The sequence below is a fragment of the Bacillus lumedeiriae genome, from assembly GCF_044891285.1.
GTDB classification, from domain to species: domain Bacteria; phylum Bacillota; class Bacilli; order Bacillales; family Domibacillaceae; genus Pseudobacillus; species Pseudobacillus lumedeiriae.
The window spans coordinates 295,151-315,994 of sequence record NZ_JAUIYO010000002.1 but is presented as its reverse complement, the minus strand read 5'-3'; the positions used below and the strand labels follow the sequence as shown (position 1 = coordinate 315,994).

At 42.7% G+C, this 20,844-nt stretch carries 18 protein-coding genes; all 18 read right to left on the bottom strand.

All coding sequences use genetic code 11. The annotated features are described in order from the left end of the window. Nucleotides 1-41: 41 nt before the first annotated feature. Nucleotides 42-2,399, bottom strand: a complete 2,358-nt coding sequence (locus QYG89_RS05065; protein WP_404315215.1) for a DNA translocase FtsK — start codon at nucleotides 2,397-2,399, stop codon at nucleotides 42-44. A gap of 101 nt (nucleotides 2,400-2,500) precedes the next feature. Beyond that, nucleotides 2,501-2,704 (bottom strand): YlzJ-like family protein, encoded by a 204-nt coding sequence (locus tag QYG89_RS05060; protein WP_404315213.1) that lies wholly within the window; start codon nucleotides 2,702-2,704, stop codon nucleotides 2,501-2,503. Then, nucleotides 2,701-3,432 (bottom strand): ClpP family protease, encoded by a 732-nt coding sequence (locus tag QYG89_RS05055; RefSeq protein WP_404315638.1) that lies wholly within the window; start codon nucleotides 3,430-3,432, stop codon nucleotides 2,701-2,703. The genes QYG89_RS05060 and QYG89_RS05055 overlap by 4 nt, the downstream gene beginning before the upstream one ends. A 384-nt stretch (nucleotides 3,433-3,816) precedes the next feature. Further along, nucleotides 3,817-5,484, bottom strand: a complete 1,668-nt coding sequence (locus QYG89_RS05050; protein WP_404315211.1) for a ribonuclease J — start codon at nucleotides 5,482-5,484, stop codon at nucleotides 3,817-3,819. Nucleotides 5,485-5,779: 295 nt separating this feature from the next. Continuing rightward, nucleotides 5,780-6,643, bottom strand: coding sequence for a 4-hydroxy-tetrahydrodipicolinate synthase (gene dapA / locus QYG89_RS05045; RefSeq protein WP_404315209.1), 864 nt, complete (start codon nucleotides 6,641-6,643; stop codon nucleotides 5,780-5,782). A 30-nt stretch (nucleotides 6,644-6,673) separates the two neighbouring features. Beyond that, nucleotides 6,674-7,909, bottom strand: a complete 1,236-nt coding sequence (gene dapG / locus QYG89_RS05040; protein WP_404315207.1) for an aspartate kinase — start codon at nucleotides 7,907-7,909, stop codon at nucleotides 6,674-6,676. A 41-nt stretch (nucleotides 7,910-7,950) separates the two neighbouring features. Further along, nucleotides 7,951-9,003 (bottom strand): aspartate-semialdehyde dehydrogenase, encoded by a 1,053-nt coding sequence (asd, locus tag QYG89_RS05035; protein ID WP_404315205.1) that lies wholly within the window; start codon nucleotides 9,001-9,003, stop codon nucleotides 7,951-7,953. A gap of 188 nt (nucleotides 9,004-9,191) precedes the next feature. Beyond that, the gene (locus tag QYG89_RS05030; protein WP_404315203.1) at nucleotides 9,192-9,791 is read right to left on the bottom strand and encodes a dipicolinate synthase subunit B; all 600 of its coding nucleotides are present in this window, start codon (nucleotides 9,789-9,791) and stop codon (nucleotides 9,192-9,194) included. Between the two features lie 3 nt (nucleotides 9,792-9,794). Further along, complete coding sequence (gene dpaA, locus QYG89_RS05025) at nucleotides 9,795-10,688, bottom strand: dipicolinic acid synthetase subunit A (protein ID WP_404315201.1); 894 nt, start codon at nucleotides 10,686-10,688, stop codon at nucleotides 9,795-9,797. A 150-nt stretch (nucleotides 10,689-10,838) separates the two neighbouring features. Continuing rightward, nucleotides 10,839-12,074 (bottom strand): M16 family metallopeptidase, encoded by a 1,236-nt coding sequence (locus QYG89_RS05020; protein WP_404315199.1) that lies wholly within the window; start codon nucleotides 12,072-12,074, stop codon nucleotides 10,839-10,841. 44 nt (nucleotides 12,075-12,118) lie between these two features. Continuing rightward, a complete protein-coding gene (locus QYG89_RS05015; protein WP_404315197.1) occupies nucleotides 12,119-13,093 on the bottom strand; it encodes a polysaccharide deacetylase family protein in 975 nt (324 codons plus the stop codon). A gap of 95 nt (nucleotides 13,094-13,188) precedes the next feature. Next, nucleotides 13,189-15,315, bottom strand: a complete 2,127-nt coding sequence (gene pnp / locus QYG89_RS05010; protein WP_404315195.1) for a polyribonucleotide nucleotidyltransferase — start codon at nucleotides 15,313-15,315, stop codon at nucleotides 13,189-13,191. Between the two features lie 330 nt (nucleotides 15,316-15,645). Beyond that, nucleotides 15,646-15,915 (bottom strand): 30S ribosomal protein S15, encoded by a 270-nt coding sequence (gene rpsO, locus QYG89_RS05005; RefSeq protein WP_404315193.1) that lies wholly within the window; start codon nucleotides 15,913-15,915, stop codon nucleotides 15,646-15,648. A 127-nt stretch (nucleotides 15,916-16,042) separates the two neighbouring features. Further along, a complete protein-coding gene (ribF, locus tag QYG89_RS05000; RefSeq protein ID WP_404315191.1) occupies nucleotides 16,043-16,990 on the bottom strand; it encodes a bifunctional riboflavin kinase/FAD synthetase in 948 nt (315 codons plus the stop codon). A 20-nt stretch (nucleotides 16,991-17,010) separates the two neighbouring features. Next, nucleotides 17,011-17,919 (bottom strand): tRNA pseudouridine(55) synthase TruB, encoded by a 909-nt coding sequence (truB, locus tag QYG89_RS04995; protein WP_404315189.1) that lies wholly within the window; start codon nucleotides 17,917-17,919, stop codon nucleotides 17,011-17,013. Between the two features lie 129 nt (nucleotides 17,920-18,048). Beyond that, a complete protein-coding gene (gene rbfA / locus QYG89_RS04990; RefSeq protein ID WP_404315187.1) occupies nucleotides 18,049-18,402 on the bottom strand; it encodes a 30S ribosome-binding factor RbfA in 354 nt (117 codons plus the stop codon). Nucleotides 18,403-18,415: 13 nt separating this feature from the next. After that, nucleotides 18,416-18,694 (bottom strand): DUF503 domain-containing protein, encoded by a 279-nt coding sequence (locus QYG89_RS04985; RefSeq protein ID WP_404315185.1) that lies wholly within the window; start codon nucleotides 18,692-18,694, stop codon nucleotides 18,416-18,418. Continuing rightward, a complete protein-coding gene (infB, locus tag QYG89_RS04980) occupies nucleotides 18,691-20,844 on the bottom strand; it encodes a translation initiation factor IF-2 (protein WP_404315183.1) in 2,154 nt (717 codons plus the stop codon). The genes QYG89_RS04985 and infB overlap by 4 nt, the downstream gene beginning before the upstream one ends.

Below are 20,844 nucleotides of genomic sequence, written 5' to 3'. Positions count from 1 at the left end.
ATAAAAAAGCTGCCGGATACAAAACATCCGGCAGTTATTTGTCATTGTATATGCTCTTCTGTTTGCTTAGCAATTAAAACGGTCCGCGGCTTGCTGCCTTCATATGGACCAACGATGCCGCGCATTTCCATTTCATCGATCAGCCTGGCCGCGCGGCTGTAACCAATGCGGAATCGTCTTTGCAGCATCGAAACAGAAGCCGTCTGCATGTCCGCTACAAGCTGCACCGCTTCCTCATATAACTCATCCTCTACTTCAGATGTCGTTTCCTGAACGTCCTCAGGGATCATATCTTCCTGGTACTGTGCTTTTTGCTGTGAAATGACGTAGTCAACCACTTCTTCTACTTCATCGTCAGATAAAAATGCGCCCTGAACCCTCACTGGCTTAGATGCACCCGCAGGAAAGAAAAGCATATCCCCGCGGCCCAGCAGTTTCTCTGCACCGCCCATATCAAGAATCGTTCTTGAATCTGTCATAGAAGACACAGCAAAAGCAATTCTTGATGGGATATTTGCTTTAATCACACCAGTAATAACATCCACAGAAGGACGCTGGGTGGCAAGAATTAAATGAATGCCTGCTGCCCGCGCCATCTGAGCAAGTCTCATAATCGAGTCTTCTACATCTCCGGAAGCGACCATCATTAAATCCGCTAACTCATCGACAATAACAACTATATAAGGAAGGAGCGGCTGCTTTTCTCCTGTCTCCTCATTGTGTCGTTTAATATGCGTGTTATAACCTTCAATATTTCTCGTTCCGCTATGAGAGAAAAGATCGTATCGGCGTTCCATTTCTCCCACTACTTTTTTCAGTGCCTGGGAGGCCTTTTTCGCATCAGTGACGACCGGAGCTAACAGATGAGGAATTCCATTATAAACATTCAATTCTACCATTTTTGGATCAATCATCATTAACTTCACTTCATGAGGTTTCGCTCTCATTAAAATACTGACAATAATCCCATTTATACATACACTTTTTCCGCTTCCTGTTGCTCCAGCTACGAGTAAATGCGGCATTTTATTCAGTTCGGCTGAAATGGCTTCGCCAGTAATATCACGCCCGAAAGCAATCATTAACTTTGAGCCCGGCTTTTCATTCGTATTCGCTTCCAGCACTTCCCGAAGTGATACCATGGCTACTTCAGAATTAGGCACTTCGATTCCAATGGCCGATTTCCCCGGAATTGGAGCTTCCATTCGAATATCTTTTGCTGCGAGTGCGAGTGCAAGGTCATCACTTAAACTAACAATCTTGCTTACTTTGACTCCAACATCAGGATGCACTTCATATTTTGTCACGGCAGGTCCAAGATGAACTTGTGTCACTTTTGCTTTTACGCCAAAACTTTGAAACGTTCTCTCAAGCTTTGCTGCATTTGCATGGATTTGCTTATATTCTCTACTTTGATCGGTTTGTTTTGGTCTCGTTAACAAGTTAAGCGTTGGAAGCTTATAATCTTTATTTTCCACTTCTGTGAAAGTAATAGCAGGTGCCTGATGATCTTCTGTTTCGCTTTCATCCACATGAACCGGCTTCGCTTCTTCCCCTTGTTTTTCCTCCACTGGATCCATCTCTTCCTGATAGGCCCTCTCTGTAAAACTAGAAATAATTGGATCCGGAGCGGTATAGCTGTCCCCGCTGATTTCTGTGCGGGAAAATGTTTCACTGTCCGCTGCAATAGAACGTGCAGCCGGTTCATCATTCTCAGGTGTGTTCATCCGTTTGGATTTTCTTTCAGCTTTCCAATCTTTCATATCTTTCAGAAAAGCATCCCATTGCTTTTTCAAGCCTTTCTTTCCCGATGTAAACACATTATTAAACACTTCCCCAAATGATCGGCCGGTAATGAGAATAAGGCCAATCATAATAAGAACGAAGCTGAGGATCTTTGTGCCAAGCGCATCAAATAGAAAATAGGAAACAGCAAACAGCATAGCACCAATCATTCCGCCTCCAAGATCATTGCCGCTCGTCATTCCTTCTTTCACTTCAAGCCAATATAATTCCCACGTGTTAATCAACACACTGGGTTCGTTAAACGGCCGGTCACTGCTAAGCAGTTCAAACAGTTTGACGTGACTTAACAGCAGGATGCTAGTTAAAATAATGTACAGCCCCACTTGTTTCCTTTGAAACAGCAGGGGACTTTTGCGCTTCATCATTATGTAAATTCCATATGCAATCGTACCAATCAGGCCAATCATATACCATTCACCAAGAAAAAAACGAAAAAAGTAAACAAATGCGCTTCCGACCGCTCCAAGCTGTATAATTCCAATAATACTTAGAGCAATGATCGCAATGCCGATTAATTCTAACTTGATCGCTTCTTTGATTTGTGCTGACTTTTTTGTTCGTTTGGACGATTTTTTTTTCTTTTTACTTGTCATAGCTCCCACCTAATCATTAGACTAAAACAAAAAGTAAGAAAGCAGCCGTTGTGGCTGCTTTCTATATTATAGCATATTTGTTCGCACCGATCTAATTGTGTTTAAAATGAAATGAATTGACCAGGTGTTACTTGCTCATTCAAATAATGGGAAGGATCTGTACTGATAATACGGACTACTTTATATCGATGTTCTTCTCTTTCTGCAAAAAGGGGAATGCCATTCCAAGAAACAAGTTCTAAGCTGCTGGCTTGTTCGGCTTGAGGGTAAATATGCTCATGAGGCATAACCGTATATAAAATCATTGGATCATCGTTCCATTCTCTCCAGAAGCAATCATTTCATTCAGCTTTTTCATCGCTTCCCCAATGCCTCCCACTTCATGGATCAACCCGTACTTCACCGCGTCTTTGCCAACGACGTTTGTTCCTATATCCCTCGTTAAATTCCCCTTTGCCAGCATTAACTCTTTAAATTTTTCTTCTGAGATAGAAGAATGCTTCGTCACAAAATTAACTACCCTTTCCTGCATCTTATCCAAGTATTCAAAGCTTTGCGGCACACCGATCACGAGGCCCGTCAATCGGATCGGATGAATCGTCATCGTTGCCGTTGAGGCGATGAAAGAATAATCACATGAAACGGCAATCGGTACACCAATGGAGTGACCTCCGCCAAGAACGATAGAAACGGTTGGTTTAGATAATGAAGCAAGCATTTCTGAAATAGCGAGTCCGGCTTCTACATCTCCTCCTACTGTGTTTAAAACAATAAGCAGTCCTTTAATAGAAGGGTTTTGTTCAATAGCAACGATCTGTGGAATCACATGCTCATATTTTGTTGTTTTATTTTGCGGGGGCAGCTGCAAATGCCCTTCAATCTGACCGATAATCGTCAAACAATGTATAGGTGAGTCACTTGAGAGCTGAGGCACACTCGTCTGGCCAAGCTGCTGAATTTTTTCCATTAAAGAGGACTGTGACTTTTCAGTGGATTCTTCCTGTTCTGCTTCTTCTGACATTTTCTTTTCCATATCCATGTCCATTTTCTCCTTTCAAGAACGCCTATCTGGTACATATGAATATTCTCCTCATCCTGGACGATATTATACAGAGGAACGAATGATGACCAACCGAAAAAAAATAAGCCCGGAGGCTTATTTTTTTTCGGTTGATGTATTATGTTGTGAGCGCCGTTTCGCCACCTCATCTTATGCTGTCGCTTCAGGACAGTCGGCTCCGCTTCTCTTGGCTAGCTACAGGCGCTAGCGCACTGAACGAATGCCTTCCGCTTTTCTTGTTCAGCTGCAGCGCCTTGCTCCTTGGGTCAAATAACCTTCTCCCAAGGAAGTCAAAAAACAGACTTCTTTGGGAGAAGAACATTTGCCTGTCGGAGCAGACCAGGCGCTTCCGCTTTTCTATACTTCCATAATAATTGGAAGGATCATTGGACGGCGTTTGGTTTTTTCGAATAAGAATGAGTTAAGTTGATCTCTTATGTCTTGCTTAATGCTTGACCAGTCGAATGATTCGCCTGCCATGTTTTTTTCAACGATGTCTGTAATTAACTTTGTCGATTGCTCCATTAACTTTTCAGACTCCCTGACATAGACGAAACCGCGTGAAATAATTTCCGGACCAGAGACGATTCTTTTTTGTTTTTTGCTTAACGTAATAACAACGATAAAGATACCATCTTGGGATAAAAGTTTGCGGTCGCGCAACACAATATTGCCCACGTCTCCTACTCCGATCCCATCGATTAACACATTGCCTGCTGATACTTTAGAGCTGACACGCATTTTTCCATCTTTATATTCAATGACATCTCCTTTTTCAGGAATATAAATGTCTTCCGCTGGTACGCCCGTTTGCTCAGCAAGTTTCGCATGAGCTTTTAACATGCGGTATTCTCCTTGAATCGGAACAAAATAGCGCGGTTTCATCAAATTCAACATAAACTTCAAATCTTCCTGAAAACCATGCCCGGAAACGTGCACTTTACGGTTCCCCGTTACGACGTTGGCACCGGAACGATAAAGAAGATTTACTGTTTTTGCCATAAGCAGCTCTAACCCTGGTGAAGGTGTAGCTGTAATTAAAACGGTATCCCCTTCTTTAATTTTTACTAGCTTGTTCGTGCCTTTCGCCATTTTTTGTAATGCCTGAATCGGTTCACCTTGCACACCGGTTGTTAAAATGACGATTTCATGTTCAGGATAATTCGCCATCTCTTGTAGACTGATTAATACATCTTCTTGAACATTTAAATAGCCGAGCTTGATCGCAATATCATTCACGCGCTGCATACTTTTTCCGCTGACCGCTACTTTGCGTCCATTCTCGTAAGCTGCGTCAAATACTTGCTGGATTCTGATTAAATTGGAAGCAAATGAAGCAACAATGATTCTGCCTTTTGCCATGTGAAATGCATCCGACAGCTGGCTCGCAATGACTTCTTCAGATGTGGTATGACCCGGCCGCTCAGCTTCTGTCGAGTCGGACATGAGCATAAATACACCATTCTGGCCAAGCTGTGCCATCTTCCCGATATCCGGTGCATAGAGCCCTTTGGCAGCCTGATCAAACTTAAATTCACCTGTATGCACGATGGCTCCTTCTGAAGTATGGATCGCGACACCAACAGAGTCTGGAATGCTGTGGGTTGTGCGAAAGAAGGTCACCTCTACCCCGCCAAAACGCAGGCGTGTATCGGAATGAACCGTATAATACTTCACTTCCTCTTTTACATTCTCTTCACGAAGCCTCATTTTTGCCAAAGCAATCGTCAATTTTGTTCCATATACAGGAGCTTTAATTTTTTGCAGCACATAACTTAATGAACCAATGACATCTTCATGGCCATGTGTTAAAAAGATTCCTTTGACCCGTTCTTTATTTTCAATTAAATACGTAATATCTGGAATGACAATGTCAATTCCAAGCATTTCATTTTCTGGAAACATCAGCCCGCTGTCGATGACAAAGATTTCTTCATCCACTTCCACCACTGTCATATTCTTTCCGATTTCACCTACACCGCCAAGCGGAATTACTTTAATTATTTCATTTTTTTTCTTACTCACTATAAACTTCCTCCTATACTTAAGAACAACCCGTCCCATCACATTATGTTTATTATAAGGGATGAAGGAAAGTAAAGCCAATACTATCTATCATGATGTGTGTGTGCATACGTGCTTTTTATTTTTCACAAAAATCCCCTGTTAATTTCCCCTGCAAGCACTCGCTTTCCGCTCCATTCAACAAAACTGCAAAATCTGCAATGATCGTTAGCATAGCCATTACAAAAAAAATGCCCGGATAAGCGATCGCTCGTTAAAAAGCGATCAAAAGCTTATCGGGCATTCTTTATATGTTTTATATTAACTTTTGCAAAGCTGCACGTTCTTCTTCTGAAAGAGGGACTAGCGGCAAACGGACAGAGCCCATATCCATACCTTTTAACTGCAAAGCCGTTTTTACCGGCACTGGATTTGGAGCGGCAAATAAGCCTTTAATCAGCGGTAAAAGCTGCTGATGGATTTTGGCCGCCTTCTGATAATCCCCGCTCAAAAAGGCAGAAACCATTTGCTGCATTTCATTACCGGCTACGTGTGAGGCAACAGATACAATTCCAGTCCCTCCAATTGAAAGAACCGGAAGCGTAAGACTATCGTCCCCACTGTACACTTGAAAGTCGCTATCCGTACCTGCAATAATCTCTGTGGCAGCATCTAAATCTCCGCTTGCTTCCTTTACAGCGACAATGTTAGGCACTTTAGATAATCGAATAATTGTTTCTGGCAAAATATTAATGCTTGATCGGCCAGGAATATTGTAAAGCATGACAGGCAATGTAGTTGCTTCAGCGATGGCTTTAAAATGCTGATACATTCCCTCCTGGTTTGGTTTATTATAATAAGGAGCGACAAGCATAATCGCGTCAACGCCCGCTTCTTCCGCTTTTTTCGTTAGTGCAATCGACTGGCGTGTATTGTTGCTGCCAGTCCCTGCAATGACAGGTACTCGTCCATCGGCTACTTTAACCGTATGTCGAAATAAAGCAACTTTTTCTTCCGTCGTTAAGACCGGAGATTCCCCAGTCGTCCCAGCTACAACGAGTGAGTCTGTACCGTTGTTGATTAAATAATTGATCAATTGCGTTGTTTTTTCAAAATCAATGTTTTCTTTAGAGTCAAACGGTGTCACCATGGCTGTTGACACCCGCCCAAAAGAAATCATACTAATTCCTCCTTCAAACAGCCCACTTAATTATTTTTCATATTCAAATTGATCCTCATGTAAAAGAAACGCATCGTGAAGCGCATTAATCGCTGTAACGAGCTCTTCATTTTTCACGAGCACCCAAATGGTTGTGTGACTGTCGGCGGATTGCAAAATGCCGACTCCCTTCTCTGCCAATGCTGTAACAATTTTAGACGTAACACCAGGTACACCTGTCATGCCAGCACCTACAACGGATACTTTGGCACACCCTTTTTCGACTTCGGGTTCATACCCCAGCTCTTTTAAAACGTGAACTGCGTGATCCGCCATTTCTCCAGCAACCGTATAAACGACTCCTGTTGGAGAAATATTGATAAAATCTACGCTGATCTTTTCATTAGCCATCGCTTTAAATACTTCTGCCTGCAAATTATAGTGATCTTTTTTAGCTTTCACTTTAATTTGAGCCACGTCACTCACATGGGCAATACCTGTTACCGTACGCTCACGAATATCCATTCCTTGATTCGGCTTTGTAACCGCAGTGACGAGCGTACCTACCCCATCAGACTGAGTGGAGCGAATACGCATAGGCACCTTTGCCTGCATAGCGATTTCGACAGCCCGCGGATGAATCACTTTTGCCCCCTGATAAGCCATATTACATACTTCGTTATAAGTAACAACAGAGAGCGGCCGCGCTTTATCTGTAATACGCGGATCTGCCGTCATCATCCCCTCAACATCGGTAAAGATATCGATCCATTCTGCACTTAAAGCAACACCTAGGGCTGCTGCTGACGTATCGCTTCCTCCACGTCCGATTGTCGTCGTATCGCCCGTTTTGGTCGCTCCTTGGAAGCCGGCAACTACCACTACTTCATGTGAATGAAGTGCCTTCAGCAGCCGATCACACTTCATTTCAAGAATCTTAGCATTCGTATGGTCGTCATTCGTTACAAACCCTGCCTGAGCACCATTCATCGCACAGGCAGTGATATTACTTTCTAATAGCATGTTTGTGAAAACAAGGCTGGATATCACTTCACCACAAGACAGAAGCATATCCTGTTCCCTTGCCGCCAACTTCGTCTCTGCTCCATTCACCAGAGATAATAGAGTATCCGTTGCATAAGGGTCTCCCTTACGTCCCATTGCGGAAACGACAACAACGACTTTGTACCCCTCTTCAATTGCTGATTTGATATGCCGTTTTGCATACTGCCTTGATTCTTCATTACGTACAGATGTACCACCAAATTTTTGTACAATAACTTTCACTATAAACACCTCTGTATTTCTGTGGTGAGATCATCCAACCATTACTTTTCTGTTACAATCTCCATCTCAATCAGCGTTTCTGCGATTTGCACAGAGTTCCATGCAGCGCCTTTTAATAGGTTATCAGAAACAACCCACATATGAAAACCTGTATCTTGATCTAAATCTTTACGTACACGTCCGACAAAAACCTCTTTTTTACCAATGCAATCAGCCGGCATTGGGTATACTTGCTCCTCAGGATTATCTTCTAATACGACGCCTGGTGCATCTTTCAATTTATTTTTCACATCAGCTGCTGAAAGACCTGGCGTTTCTACTTCAAAATAAACAGATTCTGAATGGCCCGTTTCTACCGGAAGACGCACGCATGTAGCAGCAACGCTAAGTTCAGGCATATTCATAATTTTCTTTGTTTCGTTGATCATTTTCATTTCTTCGAATGTAAATCCATTTTCTTCGAATTTATCGATTTGTGGAATGACATTAAAAGCGATTTGATAATGCTTTTTGTCAGATCCGACTGGCAATATCTCTGGCGTTACTTCCTTGCCCTCTAGAATATCTTTTGTTTGACTGTACATTTCGTTAATGGCCTGTGCTCCCGCTCCAGACACAGCCTGGTAAGTGGAAACAATGACTTTTTTCAAACCGTATGATTGGCGAATTGGTTCAAGTGCTGCCACCATTTGGATCGTTGAACAGTTTGGATTCGCAATAATTCCTTTGTGTTTTCTTAAGTCTTCTTTGTTTACTTCCGGTACAACGAGCGGAACTTCCTCATCCATACGGTAAGCGCTCGTATTATCTACAACGACAGCACCGCGTTTCACTGCTTCTGGAGCAAGCTGTTTTGAGATGCTTCCTCCTGCACTGAACAAGGCAATATCCACCCCTTCAAAGCTCTCAGGCTTTGCCTCTTGTACAATAACTTCCTTGCCTTTATAAAGAATCACCTTTCCTGCTGAACGAGCAGATGAAAGCAATGTTAGTTTACTAATTGGAAATTCTCTTTCTTCTAATGTGCGAAGCATTTGTTGGCCAACGGCTCCCGTTGCACCGACAAGGGCAACATGAAATCCTTTTTTACTCATTCTCTTTTTCCCCTTTCAACATTCCCTATGAACAAATAAACTTGTGCATATGTAATAGTTTTCAAATCGTATCTAATAGTAAAAAGAATAGCATAACACTTCTAATAGCTATTATTTTATCACATTAAATTCGGAAAAGAGCAAGAAAATGTTGAGTTCTATAAAAAAAGAGAAAAAAGAGGGAGATATTAACTCCCATCCCGAAATCGTTCAATGATCACCGGCTGCACTTGCTTTCCTTGCAGAGCCGCTTCGATCGTTTCAGGTATACTGGCCAGCCTTGCAATCATCGAATTAGGCTTCTTAATTGGATCATCCTGGCCAAAAGGAATAAAGTATATATTTTTTACGGACATGAGCCTCATAATGTTTAACCCGCTTAGCCCCAGGGCATCATTTGTCGATATCCCAAGAACAACTGGTTTTAAATTACGGAGTGTCGCTTTTGCGGCCATTAACACTGGAGAATCCGTCATCGCATTGGCGAATTTGCTAATTGAATTGCCAGTGATTGGGGCGATGACCATACAATCAAGCGGAGCTTTCGGACCAAGCGGCTCAGCGTCCACAATAGAATCTATGACCTCTTTGCCAGTCACTTCTTCAATCTTTTTCACCCACACGCCGGCTTCACCAAAGCGTGTACCCGTTCCTTTCACAGTAGCGGTAACGATCGGCACTACATCAGCCCCAAGTTGAACAAGCTGCTCAATCTGAGGAAATACCTCTTCATACGTACAATGAGAGCCGGTAATACCAAAGCCAATCCGCTTCCCTTTTAATGACATTTTTCAATCCCCTTTCCTGTTATCCATCTTTCTTAATAGTTCCGCAAGCACACCTGCCAGTACCTGGCCTGCTGTTTTAGGAGCAACAATTCCGGGCAGCCCTAAAGCAAGGATCGCTTTTATACCCCTTTTTTTAGCAAATTGAAAATCAGTTCCCCCTGGTTTGGAAGCTAAATCAATAATTAATGTGTTCGGCTTCATTTTTACGATCGCTGGAGCCGTAATGACTCGAGAAGGGATTGTATTAATCACAATATCAAGAGTCTCTGCTTCTTGAGGAAGCTGTTCAATGGAAAATGGTGTCAGCCCCATTTCAATCGCCCGAGCCAAATGCTCGCTTTTTCTTGCACCGAGCCTTACATTTGCTCCTAAGTTTTTAAACGTTCTAGCTACACTCATCCCTACTCTCCCCATCCCGAGAACAGCGACAGATGAGCCATGTATTGTAAAATCGGTATGCTGAATCGCCATCATAACTGCTCCCTCGGCTGTCGGGATCGAATTATAAATAGCTACATCATCACGGTCAAATAATCGAATAAGCGTTTTTCCTGTTTGCTCTGCCAACTTCGTGAGAACCGGTGGACTGATCCCAGTAAATATGACACAGTGAGCCGGTGTTCTTGTGAGCATTTCTTCCGTTAAGCGAAGAGGTGCGGATGAAAACACTGTTTCAATTTCACCTGTCGGCTGTAAGCCCGCTACAGGAAGTATGATGGCGTCTAATTCATCAAAAGGCAGCTCTTCTAGTTTTTCTTTTACAGCACCAGTAAAGCTTTGTTCCAGCTGTTCAAATCCTGCCAAATATACCTTGGCATCAAGCTCTGTTAGTTTCCTGATGATTTCAAGCTGCCGGGCATCTCCTCCCAACACCGCTATTTGGAATTCTGTCAGCATCGCCTTCACCACCCTTTTCACACTCTCTACTGCCTTACTTCTACATTGTATGAAGAAATAAAGTTTCGGTGAAATGAATAGGGAAATAGTTTCTTTTTCATAAAAAAAATCCCCTGCATTATGCAGGGGAAATCATCTTAAACACTTTGATTACATATTAATAGGAAGCTTTCCATCAGGGCTGATCAAAGCTGCTGAATAGTCGCTGTCGAAAATTTTATTACCAAGAACATTGACGCTTTCTAACGTGACCTCATCAATCAAACTCACGATCTCATCGAGAGAACGGTGCTTTTTCAACAATAGTTCATTTTTTCCATTACGGCTCATTCGGCTGTTCGTACTTTCTAGACTTAGCATCAGGCTGCCTTTTAACTGCTCTTTGCTATTGCGCAGTTCTTTTTCACTGATTCCTTCTGCTTTCAGAACCGCAAGTGTTTCCTGAATCGTTTCGAACAGTTCATTCACCTGATTCGCCCCTGTACCGCCGTAAATTGTCACAAGGCCGCTGTCTTGGAAAGAGGAATGATAGGAGAAAACGGAATAGGCAAGGCCTCTCTGCTCACGTACTTCTTGAAATAGCCGAGAAGACATACTTCCTCCTAAAATATTGTTCAGAACAATTAAACTGTATACATTCTGATGGCCGATCGGCAGCCCTTCGAATCCAAGACAAAGATGTGCTTGTTCTGTTTCTTTTTTTCGAGATACCTTTTCTGTAAATGTTTCTGGAGCAGTATGATTCGTCAAACGGCTGCCGCCTTCATACGAGCCGAAAAGCTTTACCGCCTGTTTGATTAACTGTTCATTAACATTGCCCGCAATAGAAATAACAACGCGGTCAGGTGTATACATATTATGCATGTACTGTTTTAGCTTTTCTCTAGTAAAGGAAGCCAATGTCTCTTCCGTACCAAGAATCGGATACCCTAGCGGATGATTTTTATAAACAGCTTTGCTCAGCAAATCATGAACAATGTCATCAGGTGTATCTTCATACATTTTAATTTCTTCCGCTATGACGCTTTTCTCCTTATTCATCTCTTCTTCAACGAAAGAGGAGTTAAAAAACATATCAGCAAGTGTATCTAAAGCATAAGATGCATGATTGTCAAGCACTTTCGCGTAGTAACACGTATACTCTTTTGAAGTAAATGCATTGACCTGCCCTCCGATGCTATCGAAGCTCTCAGCAATTTCCTTTGCTGATTTCGTGTCCGTTCCTTTAAAAAACATATGCTCTAGAAAGTGGGAAATCCCATTATTTTCAGGCGTTTCATCTCTTGAGCCTGTGGCAATCCAAATACCAATCGCTGCTGATCGTACAGTTGGTATCTCTTCCATTACTATTGTAACTCCATTATCGCAAGTAAACTTTTTTATCAATGTAATCCTCCTACTTCAGCTGCTGTGAAAAAAGCCGAGGTTCGTTAATGACTAGATGTTTTATGAGAAATAATTCTAGTTTCATTTAGCAGATTAGACACAGTGTCTATTTTTAATTGTTTAGCTTGTATTTCTGTGATCAATGTATTTAAGGAAGCTGATGACGCTTCAGTCGGATGCATTAAAATAATCGCCCCCGGATGAACGCGGCTTATTACCCTATTAATAAGGACATCAGGCGCCGGCTTCTTCCAGTCAATCGTATCTACTGTCCACAACGTTGTCTGCATTCCTAGACGATGAGCCGTTTTCACTGTCACATCAGTGAAACTTCCGCTCGGAGGAGCAAACAAGACAGGACGTGTCCCTGTTGCGGACTCAATGACGCTATTCGTTTTTTCCATTTCTTCTGCCGCACGTGCTTCACTTATACGCGCCATATCAGGATGAGTATAGGAATGATTTCCCCCCTCGTGACCGGCCTCAATAATCATTTTTGCCAGATCCGGGTGATTTTTTACCCACCGTCCTTCGAAGAAAAACGTAGCATGAATTGAATGTTTTTTCAATACTTCTAACATGTCTGGCAAATATTCTTCTCCCCAAGCCACATTAATAGCAAAACTAACCATCGTTTTGTCTGGGTGGCCGCGATAGATCGGGGCAGGAGGCAAGTCCTTTAAATGAACCTCAGGCGGTACCTGTTTGTATATTAAACGGTTTTCTTTAAACACTCCATCTTTTTTCATCATTTTATATGATTTTTTTTCATCTACTTCCAGTCCATTATACCCTGGAATAGCTTTCCACACACGGTCTATTTTAGCGTCCTGCGGCTGAATCCGCCGATCTTTCGCTTCTTGTTTGATTCGGTCCCTTAATGACGGAACACTTTGATGTGTAAACACGGCTTTATGTTTTAACTGCGCAAGATAAGCACTGACTGCCTGGTTTTCTACGAAAAAAAATAGGATGATTCCCATCACTAATATACTAATCATATGTTTTATTTTCCACATTGTCTATGCCTCCTTCTATTGTTTTAAAATTATGAACAACGAGAAGGATATAGAACAATCGAAAAAACCAGAGGATTTCCCCTCTGGTTACACGATTACGATTGCTGTTCTTGTTTTTCAGCTGCTTCTTTCTGCTCTTTAAGCACAGCTTTGCGTGAAAGGTTTACCCGTCCTTGTTCATCAATTCCGATGACTTTCACGAGTAGCTTATCACCAAGTGAAACCACGTCTTCCACTTTACGAACACGCTCTTCAGCAAGCTCTGAAATATGGACAAGTCCGTCTTTGCCAGGGAACAGTTCCACAAATGTACCAAATTTCTCAATCCGTTTCACTGTACCGTCATACATTTGTCCCACTTCGACTTCACGTACGATGTCAGCAATAATTCTCTTCGCAGCCTGGTTCTGCTCAGCATTAATAGAAGAAATAAAGATCGTACCATCCTGTTCGATATCAATCTTAACTCCTGTTTCCTCGATAATTTTATTAATTTGTTTTCCGCTCGGCCCAATAACATCACGAATCTTATCCGGATTAATCGTCATTGTTAAGATTTTCGGAGCATAATCTGAGAGTTCGCTGCGCGGTTCGGCGATGACAGAAATCATATGATCTAAAATATGCATACGGCCTTTCTTTGCTTGCTGAAGGGCTTCCTCTAAAATTTGACGGCTCAACCCTTCAATTTTAATATCCATTTGCAGCGCTGTTACACCTTTAGCTGTACCAGCTACTTTAAAGTCCATATCTCCTAAATGGTCTTCCATTCCTTGAATGTCTGATAAAACCGTATAGTGCTCACCAGACTTTACAAGTCCCATCGCAATTCCAGCTACAGGAGCCTTAATCGGAACACCTGCGTCCATTAGAGCCATTGTACTGGCACAAATGCTTGCTTGCGAAGAAGAGCCGTTTGATTCAAGCACTTCGGATACGAGTCGAACGGTATATGGAAATTCCTTCTCATCTGGAATAATCGGCTCGAGCGCTCGTTCTCCCAGGGCTCCGTGTCCAATTTCACGGCGGCCTGGTGCACGCAGCGGACGAGTTTCTCCCACACTAAAGGAAGGAAAATTATAGTGGTGCATAAAACGTTTAGACTCTTCAATACCAAGCCCGTCCAGAATTTGGACATCTCCCAATGCCCCAAGTGTACAAATGCTGAGCACTTGTGTTTGCCCGCGGGTAAACATCCCAGAACCATGTGTACGCGGCAGTAAGCTGACTTCAGAAGACAGCGGACGAATCTCATCAATTTTTCGGCCGTCGGGTCTTACTTTTTCTACTGTAATTAAGCGGCGGACTTCTTCTTTTACAATCTTGTCCAAAATTTGTGAAACTTGTTTCATCGTTGCTTCATCCGCTTCTTCAGCCGTAAATTTTTCAATAACGTCTGCCTTTACTGCGTTGATCGCATCTTCACGTGCATGCTTCTCCTGCACCTGTATCGCTGCAATCATCTCTTTTTCACAGATAGCGCGAACTTGTTGTTCGGCCTCTGCATCTAGTTCGTATAATTCAACTTCAATTTTTTCTTTACCTGCTGCCTTTACAATCTCTTCTTGAAAAGCAATTAACCGCTTAATTTCTTCATGACCAAACATGATCGCTTCAAGCATGACTTCCTCGGTTACTTCATCCGCACCCGCCTCTACCATGTTGATTGCGTCTTTCGTTCCGGCTACAGTTAAATGCATATCGCTTGCCTCAAGTTGTTCAACGGATGGATTAATGATAAATTCTCCATTGACACGGCCAACGATGACACCAGCAATCGGTCCTTCAAATGGAATATCAGAAATGCTTAATGCCAGAGATGAACCGAACATCGCTGCCATTTCAGAAGAGCAGTTCTGATCGACGCTCATTACCACGCTGATCACTTGCACCTCATTACGAAATCCTTCTGCAAACAACGGACGGATCGGGCGGTCGATCAGACGGCTTGCGAGCGTTGCTTTCTCACTCGGACGGCCTTCTCTCTTAATAAATCCGCCTGGGATTTTCCCAACAGCATATAAGCGTTCCTCATAATTAACTGTCAACGGGAAAAAGTCAAAAGGCTTTGCTTCTTTTGAAGCAGTTGCTGTACTCAATACGACCGTATCTCCATAACGGATTAATGCCGCTCCATTAGCTTGCTTAGCGACCTGGCCAACCTCAACAGTCAGCTGGCGGCCTGCCCATTCTATGGAAAACGTCTGCTTTCTTTGCTCCATAAATGAACCCCTCTCTATACCATAAAATGTGATCATTACGTATTATTCTAACTATTAGCATAACACTCGTGTCGATTCATGCAAAGTTATATCTTTTAATGAATTTATCTATCCTATGTATTTTTCGCTAAAAAACATAAGTTACTCATTCTATTTTTATTTAACCTTGGAATTAAATCCCAAATGTTTTTCTCGTAATAAAAAGAGGATGCCCCAAAAGTACAGGGCTTGGCACCTCTAGCGCCCATATAGTAATAACTTTCGGTCATCTACATATATGGACGTATAAAGAAGGAGCCAGGCACTTAAGGGACAACCTCTTTGAGCTGCTTAGCGACGCAAGCCTAATTTTTGAATCAATTCACGATAACGTTGAACATCCTTGTTACGTAAATATGATAACAAGTTACGACGACGTCCAACCATTTTTAACAATCCACGACGTGAATGATGGTCTTTTTTGTGAGTGCGCAAATGCCCATTTAACGTGTTGATTTGCTCTGTAAGTACAGCGATTTGCACCTCTGGAGAACCAGTATCACTTTCATGAGTTTTGTATTGGTTGATGATTTCGTTCTTGCGTTCTTGAGTTAAAGCCATTGTAATTCCTCCTTATTTTTATAAAATCCCCTGTTACCAAGCATGCGTCGGAGTGGCGCGATGCCGAGCAAAGGTTCAAATAATGCACTTGTTATCATAACTTATTCTACAGAAAAGTGCAACCTTTTTACCCTTGTTCTTTAAGGTAAGAAGCAGCAGCCTGCTTATCCTGATTGATCTGAGCAATAAGAGCATCAATTCCATCAAATTTCTGTTCACCGCGCAGACGAGTATACCATTTGATAGAAACCTCTTCTCCATAGATCGACCGGTGAAAATCAAAAACATGCACTTCTACCGACAGACTGTGTTCATCCGGATGCTTAAACGTTGGACGGTAGCCGATGTTGCACACACCATTATGCCACTGTTCCTTTACCTTTAATTTCACCGCATATACCCCTGTCTCAGGAATTAATTGATCCTCATTCACTTCAATATTAGCCGTCGGAAAACCTATTTTCCGGCCGCGTTTATCTCCGTGAATCACCGTTCCTTTTATTTCATACAACCTGCCAAGCAAACGGGCAGCTTCTCCCACACTTCCCTCACTAAGCAGCCGGCGGATCTTTGTAGAACTGACTTTTTCTTTATCATGCTCAAATCTATCCACTGTTGTAGAGGTAAATGCTCCACGCGAATGAAAGGGGAGTGTTTCCATCGTTCCTTTTCCAAGGCGGCCATATGTATAATCAAATCCTGCCACGACATGCTTCACGTGGAGACCAATAATGTATTCATCCACAAATTGCTGCGGTTCGAGCGCGGCAAAATCAGAAGTGAAGCGGACGATAAACAAGTAATCCACTTCTAACGATTCAATTTTTTCAATCTTTTCATCAATAGGAGTGATATATTTTATTTGCTTATGCTTATTGCCAAGGACGACGGATGGATGAGGGTCAAACGTCATCACCGCACTTTTTATCCCTTGACTCTTTGCTTTTGCTACCGCCGCACGAATCACTTGCTGATGCCCAGTATGAACCCCATCAAAAAAACCAAGGGCCATCACTATGGAAGGAAAATTATTCTTTTGAAGGTTATGCGGATGACGCAACATATACACTTTCATCGTTTTCACCTATCTTCCCATCAATCAACTAATACCTTAATCGGCTTCACTTTTCCCGGCTTGGCCGGATGGAGCTGATAAATTGCCAGCAAGTTCTCATTCTCAAATACTGCAGCTTCTTGTGCTTTTCCAGGCCAATCTGCTGGAACATCCAGTACAGAACCGTTCATCACTTTCTTTGCTAATGTATCATTTATTGGCCATTTCGGCAAATATTCGACTCCCTTTTCAAGAGGATGAAGAACGGAGGGAACGGCTTCATTTTCTTGAAGCTGTGCAAGTGTATCCAGCGTCACACATTGCTGTTTCACAAATCCTCCTGAAGACGTTCGTACAAGTTTTGACATATGTGCTGGATACCCAAGCTTTTCGCCGATCATCACAGCCAATGTCCGAATATATGTTCCTTTGCTGCAGGATACACGAAAGGAAAAGCGGATCGTTTCCCCTTCAAACCACTCTCGATCGTCCAAAAGCTCTAATTTATCAATCCTTACTATTCTTGAAGGCCTTTCTACTTCTATCCCTTGGCGAGCATATTCATACAGACGCTTGCCATTTACCTTCACAGCCGAAAACATTGGAGGAGTCTGAGTGATTTCTCCAGTGAGCGAACGGAAAATATCTAGAATCTCCATTCTTGAAATGCGTGAATAAACAGGCTTCCTTTCTACGACTTCTCCCGAAGCATCTTCTGTAGTCGTTGAATACCCGATCGTCACTTCCCCTTCATACATCTTTCCGGAATTCATAATATATTCAGACAGCTTTGTTGCACGGCCAAGACAAATAGGAAGCACTCCTTCTACGTCCGGATCAAGCGTTCCAGTATGTCCGACTTTCTTCATTTTTAAGATTTTACGCACTTTAAATACACAATCATGAGAGGTCATGCCTTTTTCTTTCCAAAGAGGAAGTATTCCATTCATTCGTTATCTCTCCTTTTCAAGCATAAAAAAGGCCCCGGCATCTCAAAAGAAAATGAATATAGATGTGCGAACAAGCGTCTATATCACATTCACTAAAGAGGCCAGAACCTTACGATCCTTTGATGTTTATCATTGGTCTATTGATCGGCTGTCGATTTCCCTTAACAACGTATCGATTCGATTGCCATATTCAATCGACGCATCTATTTCGAAAAGCAGCTCCGGAGTTTTACGCAGGCGGATTCTCTGTCCAACCTCTGAACGGATAAACCCTTTTGCTTTTGTTAAAGCTTTCAATGTATCCTCACGCTCTTGCTCGTTTCCCAGCACTGTAATATACACCTTTGCCTGTTGCAGGTCGCCGGTCACTTCTACATCTGTGACAGTGATAAAGCCGATGCGGGGATCTTTTACTTTCCGATTTAAAATATCTGTCAGCTCTTTTTTCATTTGTTCGCCGACACGATTCGAACGAAGACTCATCTTTCTCACCTCACTATAGCCATTCATAGGAAGCAGCAAGCCGTTCCCACTCAGGGAAAGAGTCTAGAAAATGCAGGGCATTTTCCAACTCCCTTTCCGCTGCCTTCTTAGTGGAAGCGACAGTAACAACAGCAAGTTTTGTACGCTGCCAAACGTCTTGATGGTCTATTTCTGCCACAGAAACGTTTAACTTTTGCTTAAGACGCGTGATTGTGCGCTGCAGCACTGCCCGTTTTTCCTTCAACGAGTGTGAATCGTAAATGACGTACTCTATTTCAACATAGCCGATCATTTGCGTTCGATTTCTTCCTCAATAAAGGCTTCGATAATGTCGCCCTCTTTCACATCGTTAAAGTTTTTGATCGTCACTCCACATTCATAACCTTGGCTGACTTCTTTAGCATCATCTTTAAATCGTTTGAGTGCATCGATCTCGCCTTCGAAGATCACGATGCCATCGCGAATTAAGCGTACACCGCTGTCACGAGTAATCTTTCCTTCTGTAACATAAGAGCCGGCAATCGTTCCCACTTTAGATACTTTGAAGGTTTGACGCACTTCCGCCTGGCCAATAATCTTTTCTTGGAATTCAGGATCAAGCATCCCTTTCATGGCTGCTTCAATTTCCTCAATGGCTTTATAGATAATACGGTGCAGACGAACATCTACTTCTTCTGTATCTGCTGCCCGCTTTGCGTTGACATCCGGACGAACGTTAAAGCCAATGACAATAGCATCTGATGCAGAAGCAAGGATAATATCAGACTCAGTGATCGCACCGACTCCTGTATGAATGATCTTCACATTGACACCCTCTACTTCTAGCTTTTGAAGGGCTGCAGCGACTGCTTCAAGCGTTCCTTGAACATCCGCCTTCAATACGATGTTTAATTCTTTCATTTCCCCTTGTTTCATATGTTCGAACAAGTTATCTAAGCTGACACGTGTTTTCTCGCTGCGCTGTGCCTGTAAGGCCTCCTGAGCACGAGCCTCACCGATTTGACGAGCTGTTTTCTCATCCCCAAACACAACAAAACGGTCGCCAGCATGCGGAACATCATTTAAACCAGTAATTTCAATCGGAGTAGAAGGTCCAGCTGTTTTTATACGGCGCCCCAGGTCATTGACCATTGCACGAACACGCCCAAACGTATTTCCGACAACAATAGGGTCGCCAACGTTTAATGTTCCATTTTGCACAAGTAATGTCGCAACAGAACCGCGTCCTTTATCAAGCTCCGCTTCAATAACTGTACCAATGGCCCGGCGGTCTGGGTTCGCTTTTAGCTCTTCCACTTCCGCTACAAGCAAGATCATTTCAAGAAGCTGTTCAATGCCTTCACCTGTCTTAGCTGAAAGCGGAACAAAGATCGTGTCGCCGCCCCATGCCTCAGGAACAAGATTTTGTTCTGTTAATTCCTGCATCACACGGTCCGGATTCGCTGTCGGCTTATCAATTTTGTTGACGGCCACGATAATCGGTACTTCAGCGGCTTTCGCATGGTTAATCGCTTCAATTGTTTGCGGCATCACTCCATCATCCGCTGCAACGACAAGAATTGTAATATCTGTGATTTTTGCCCCCCGGGCACGCATTGTAGTAAATGCAGCGTGTCCTGGTGTATCAAGGAAAGTGATCTTCTTGCCACTTTCTTCAATTTGGTATGCACCGATATGCTGAGTAATTCCTCCAGCTTCACCTTCTGATACTTTCGTATGACGAATAGAATCAAGAAGCGTTGTTTTCCCGTGGTCAACGTGACCCATAATCGTTACAACAGCTGGACGTTCTTGCTGATTACCTTCCTTATCTTCTTCAAAGTACACTTCTAGATCTGCTTTATCGATCAAGATTTCTTCTTCTACTTCTACGCCGTATTCGCCCGCGATCAGTTCAATAGCATCACTGTCAAGCTCTTGGTTAATCGTAGCCATCACACCGACCATAAACAGCTTTTTAATAATTTCGGAAGGCTCACGGTTTAATTTTTTCCCCAATTCTACAACCGTTAATGAGCCTGTAAACGTAATTTTTTCAGGAAGTTCTTTTACTTTTGATGGCTGAGGGACAGCAGCTGGTTTTGTTTGCCGCTGTTTATTCCCCTGTTGTTTGCCTCTCCCTTGATTCTTATTGTTCCCTTTTCCCTGATTAAATCCTTTTTGCTGGGAGTTTTTCTGTCCAGCTGATCCTTTGTTTCCTGCTTTTCCTTTGTTAGCAGACTGGCCTGTTCCTTGGGAGCTGCCAGCAGGTTTGTTAGATGAATTTGTGTTGTTTTGTTTATTTGTATTAGTGAAAGATTTTTCCAATTTTTGTATAGCCTCCTCGTCAATAACAGTCATGTGGTTAGAGACTTCTACATTTAACCCTTTAAGTTTTTCAATGACCACTTTACTTGACACGTTTTTTTCTTTCGCATATTCATGTACTCTTTTTTTACTCAT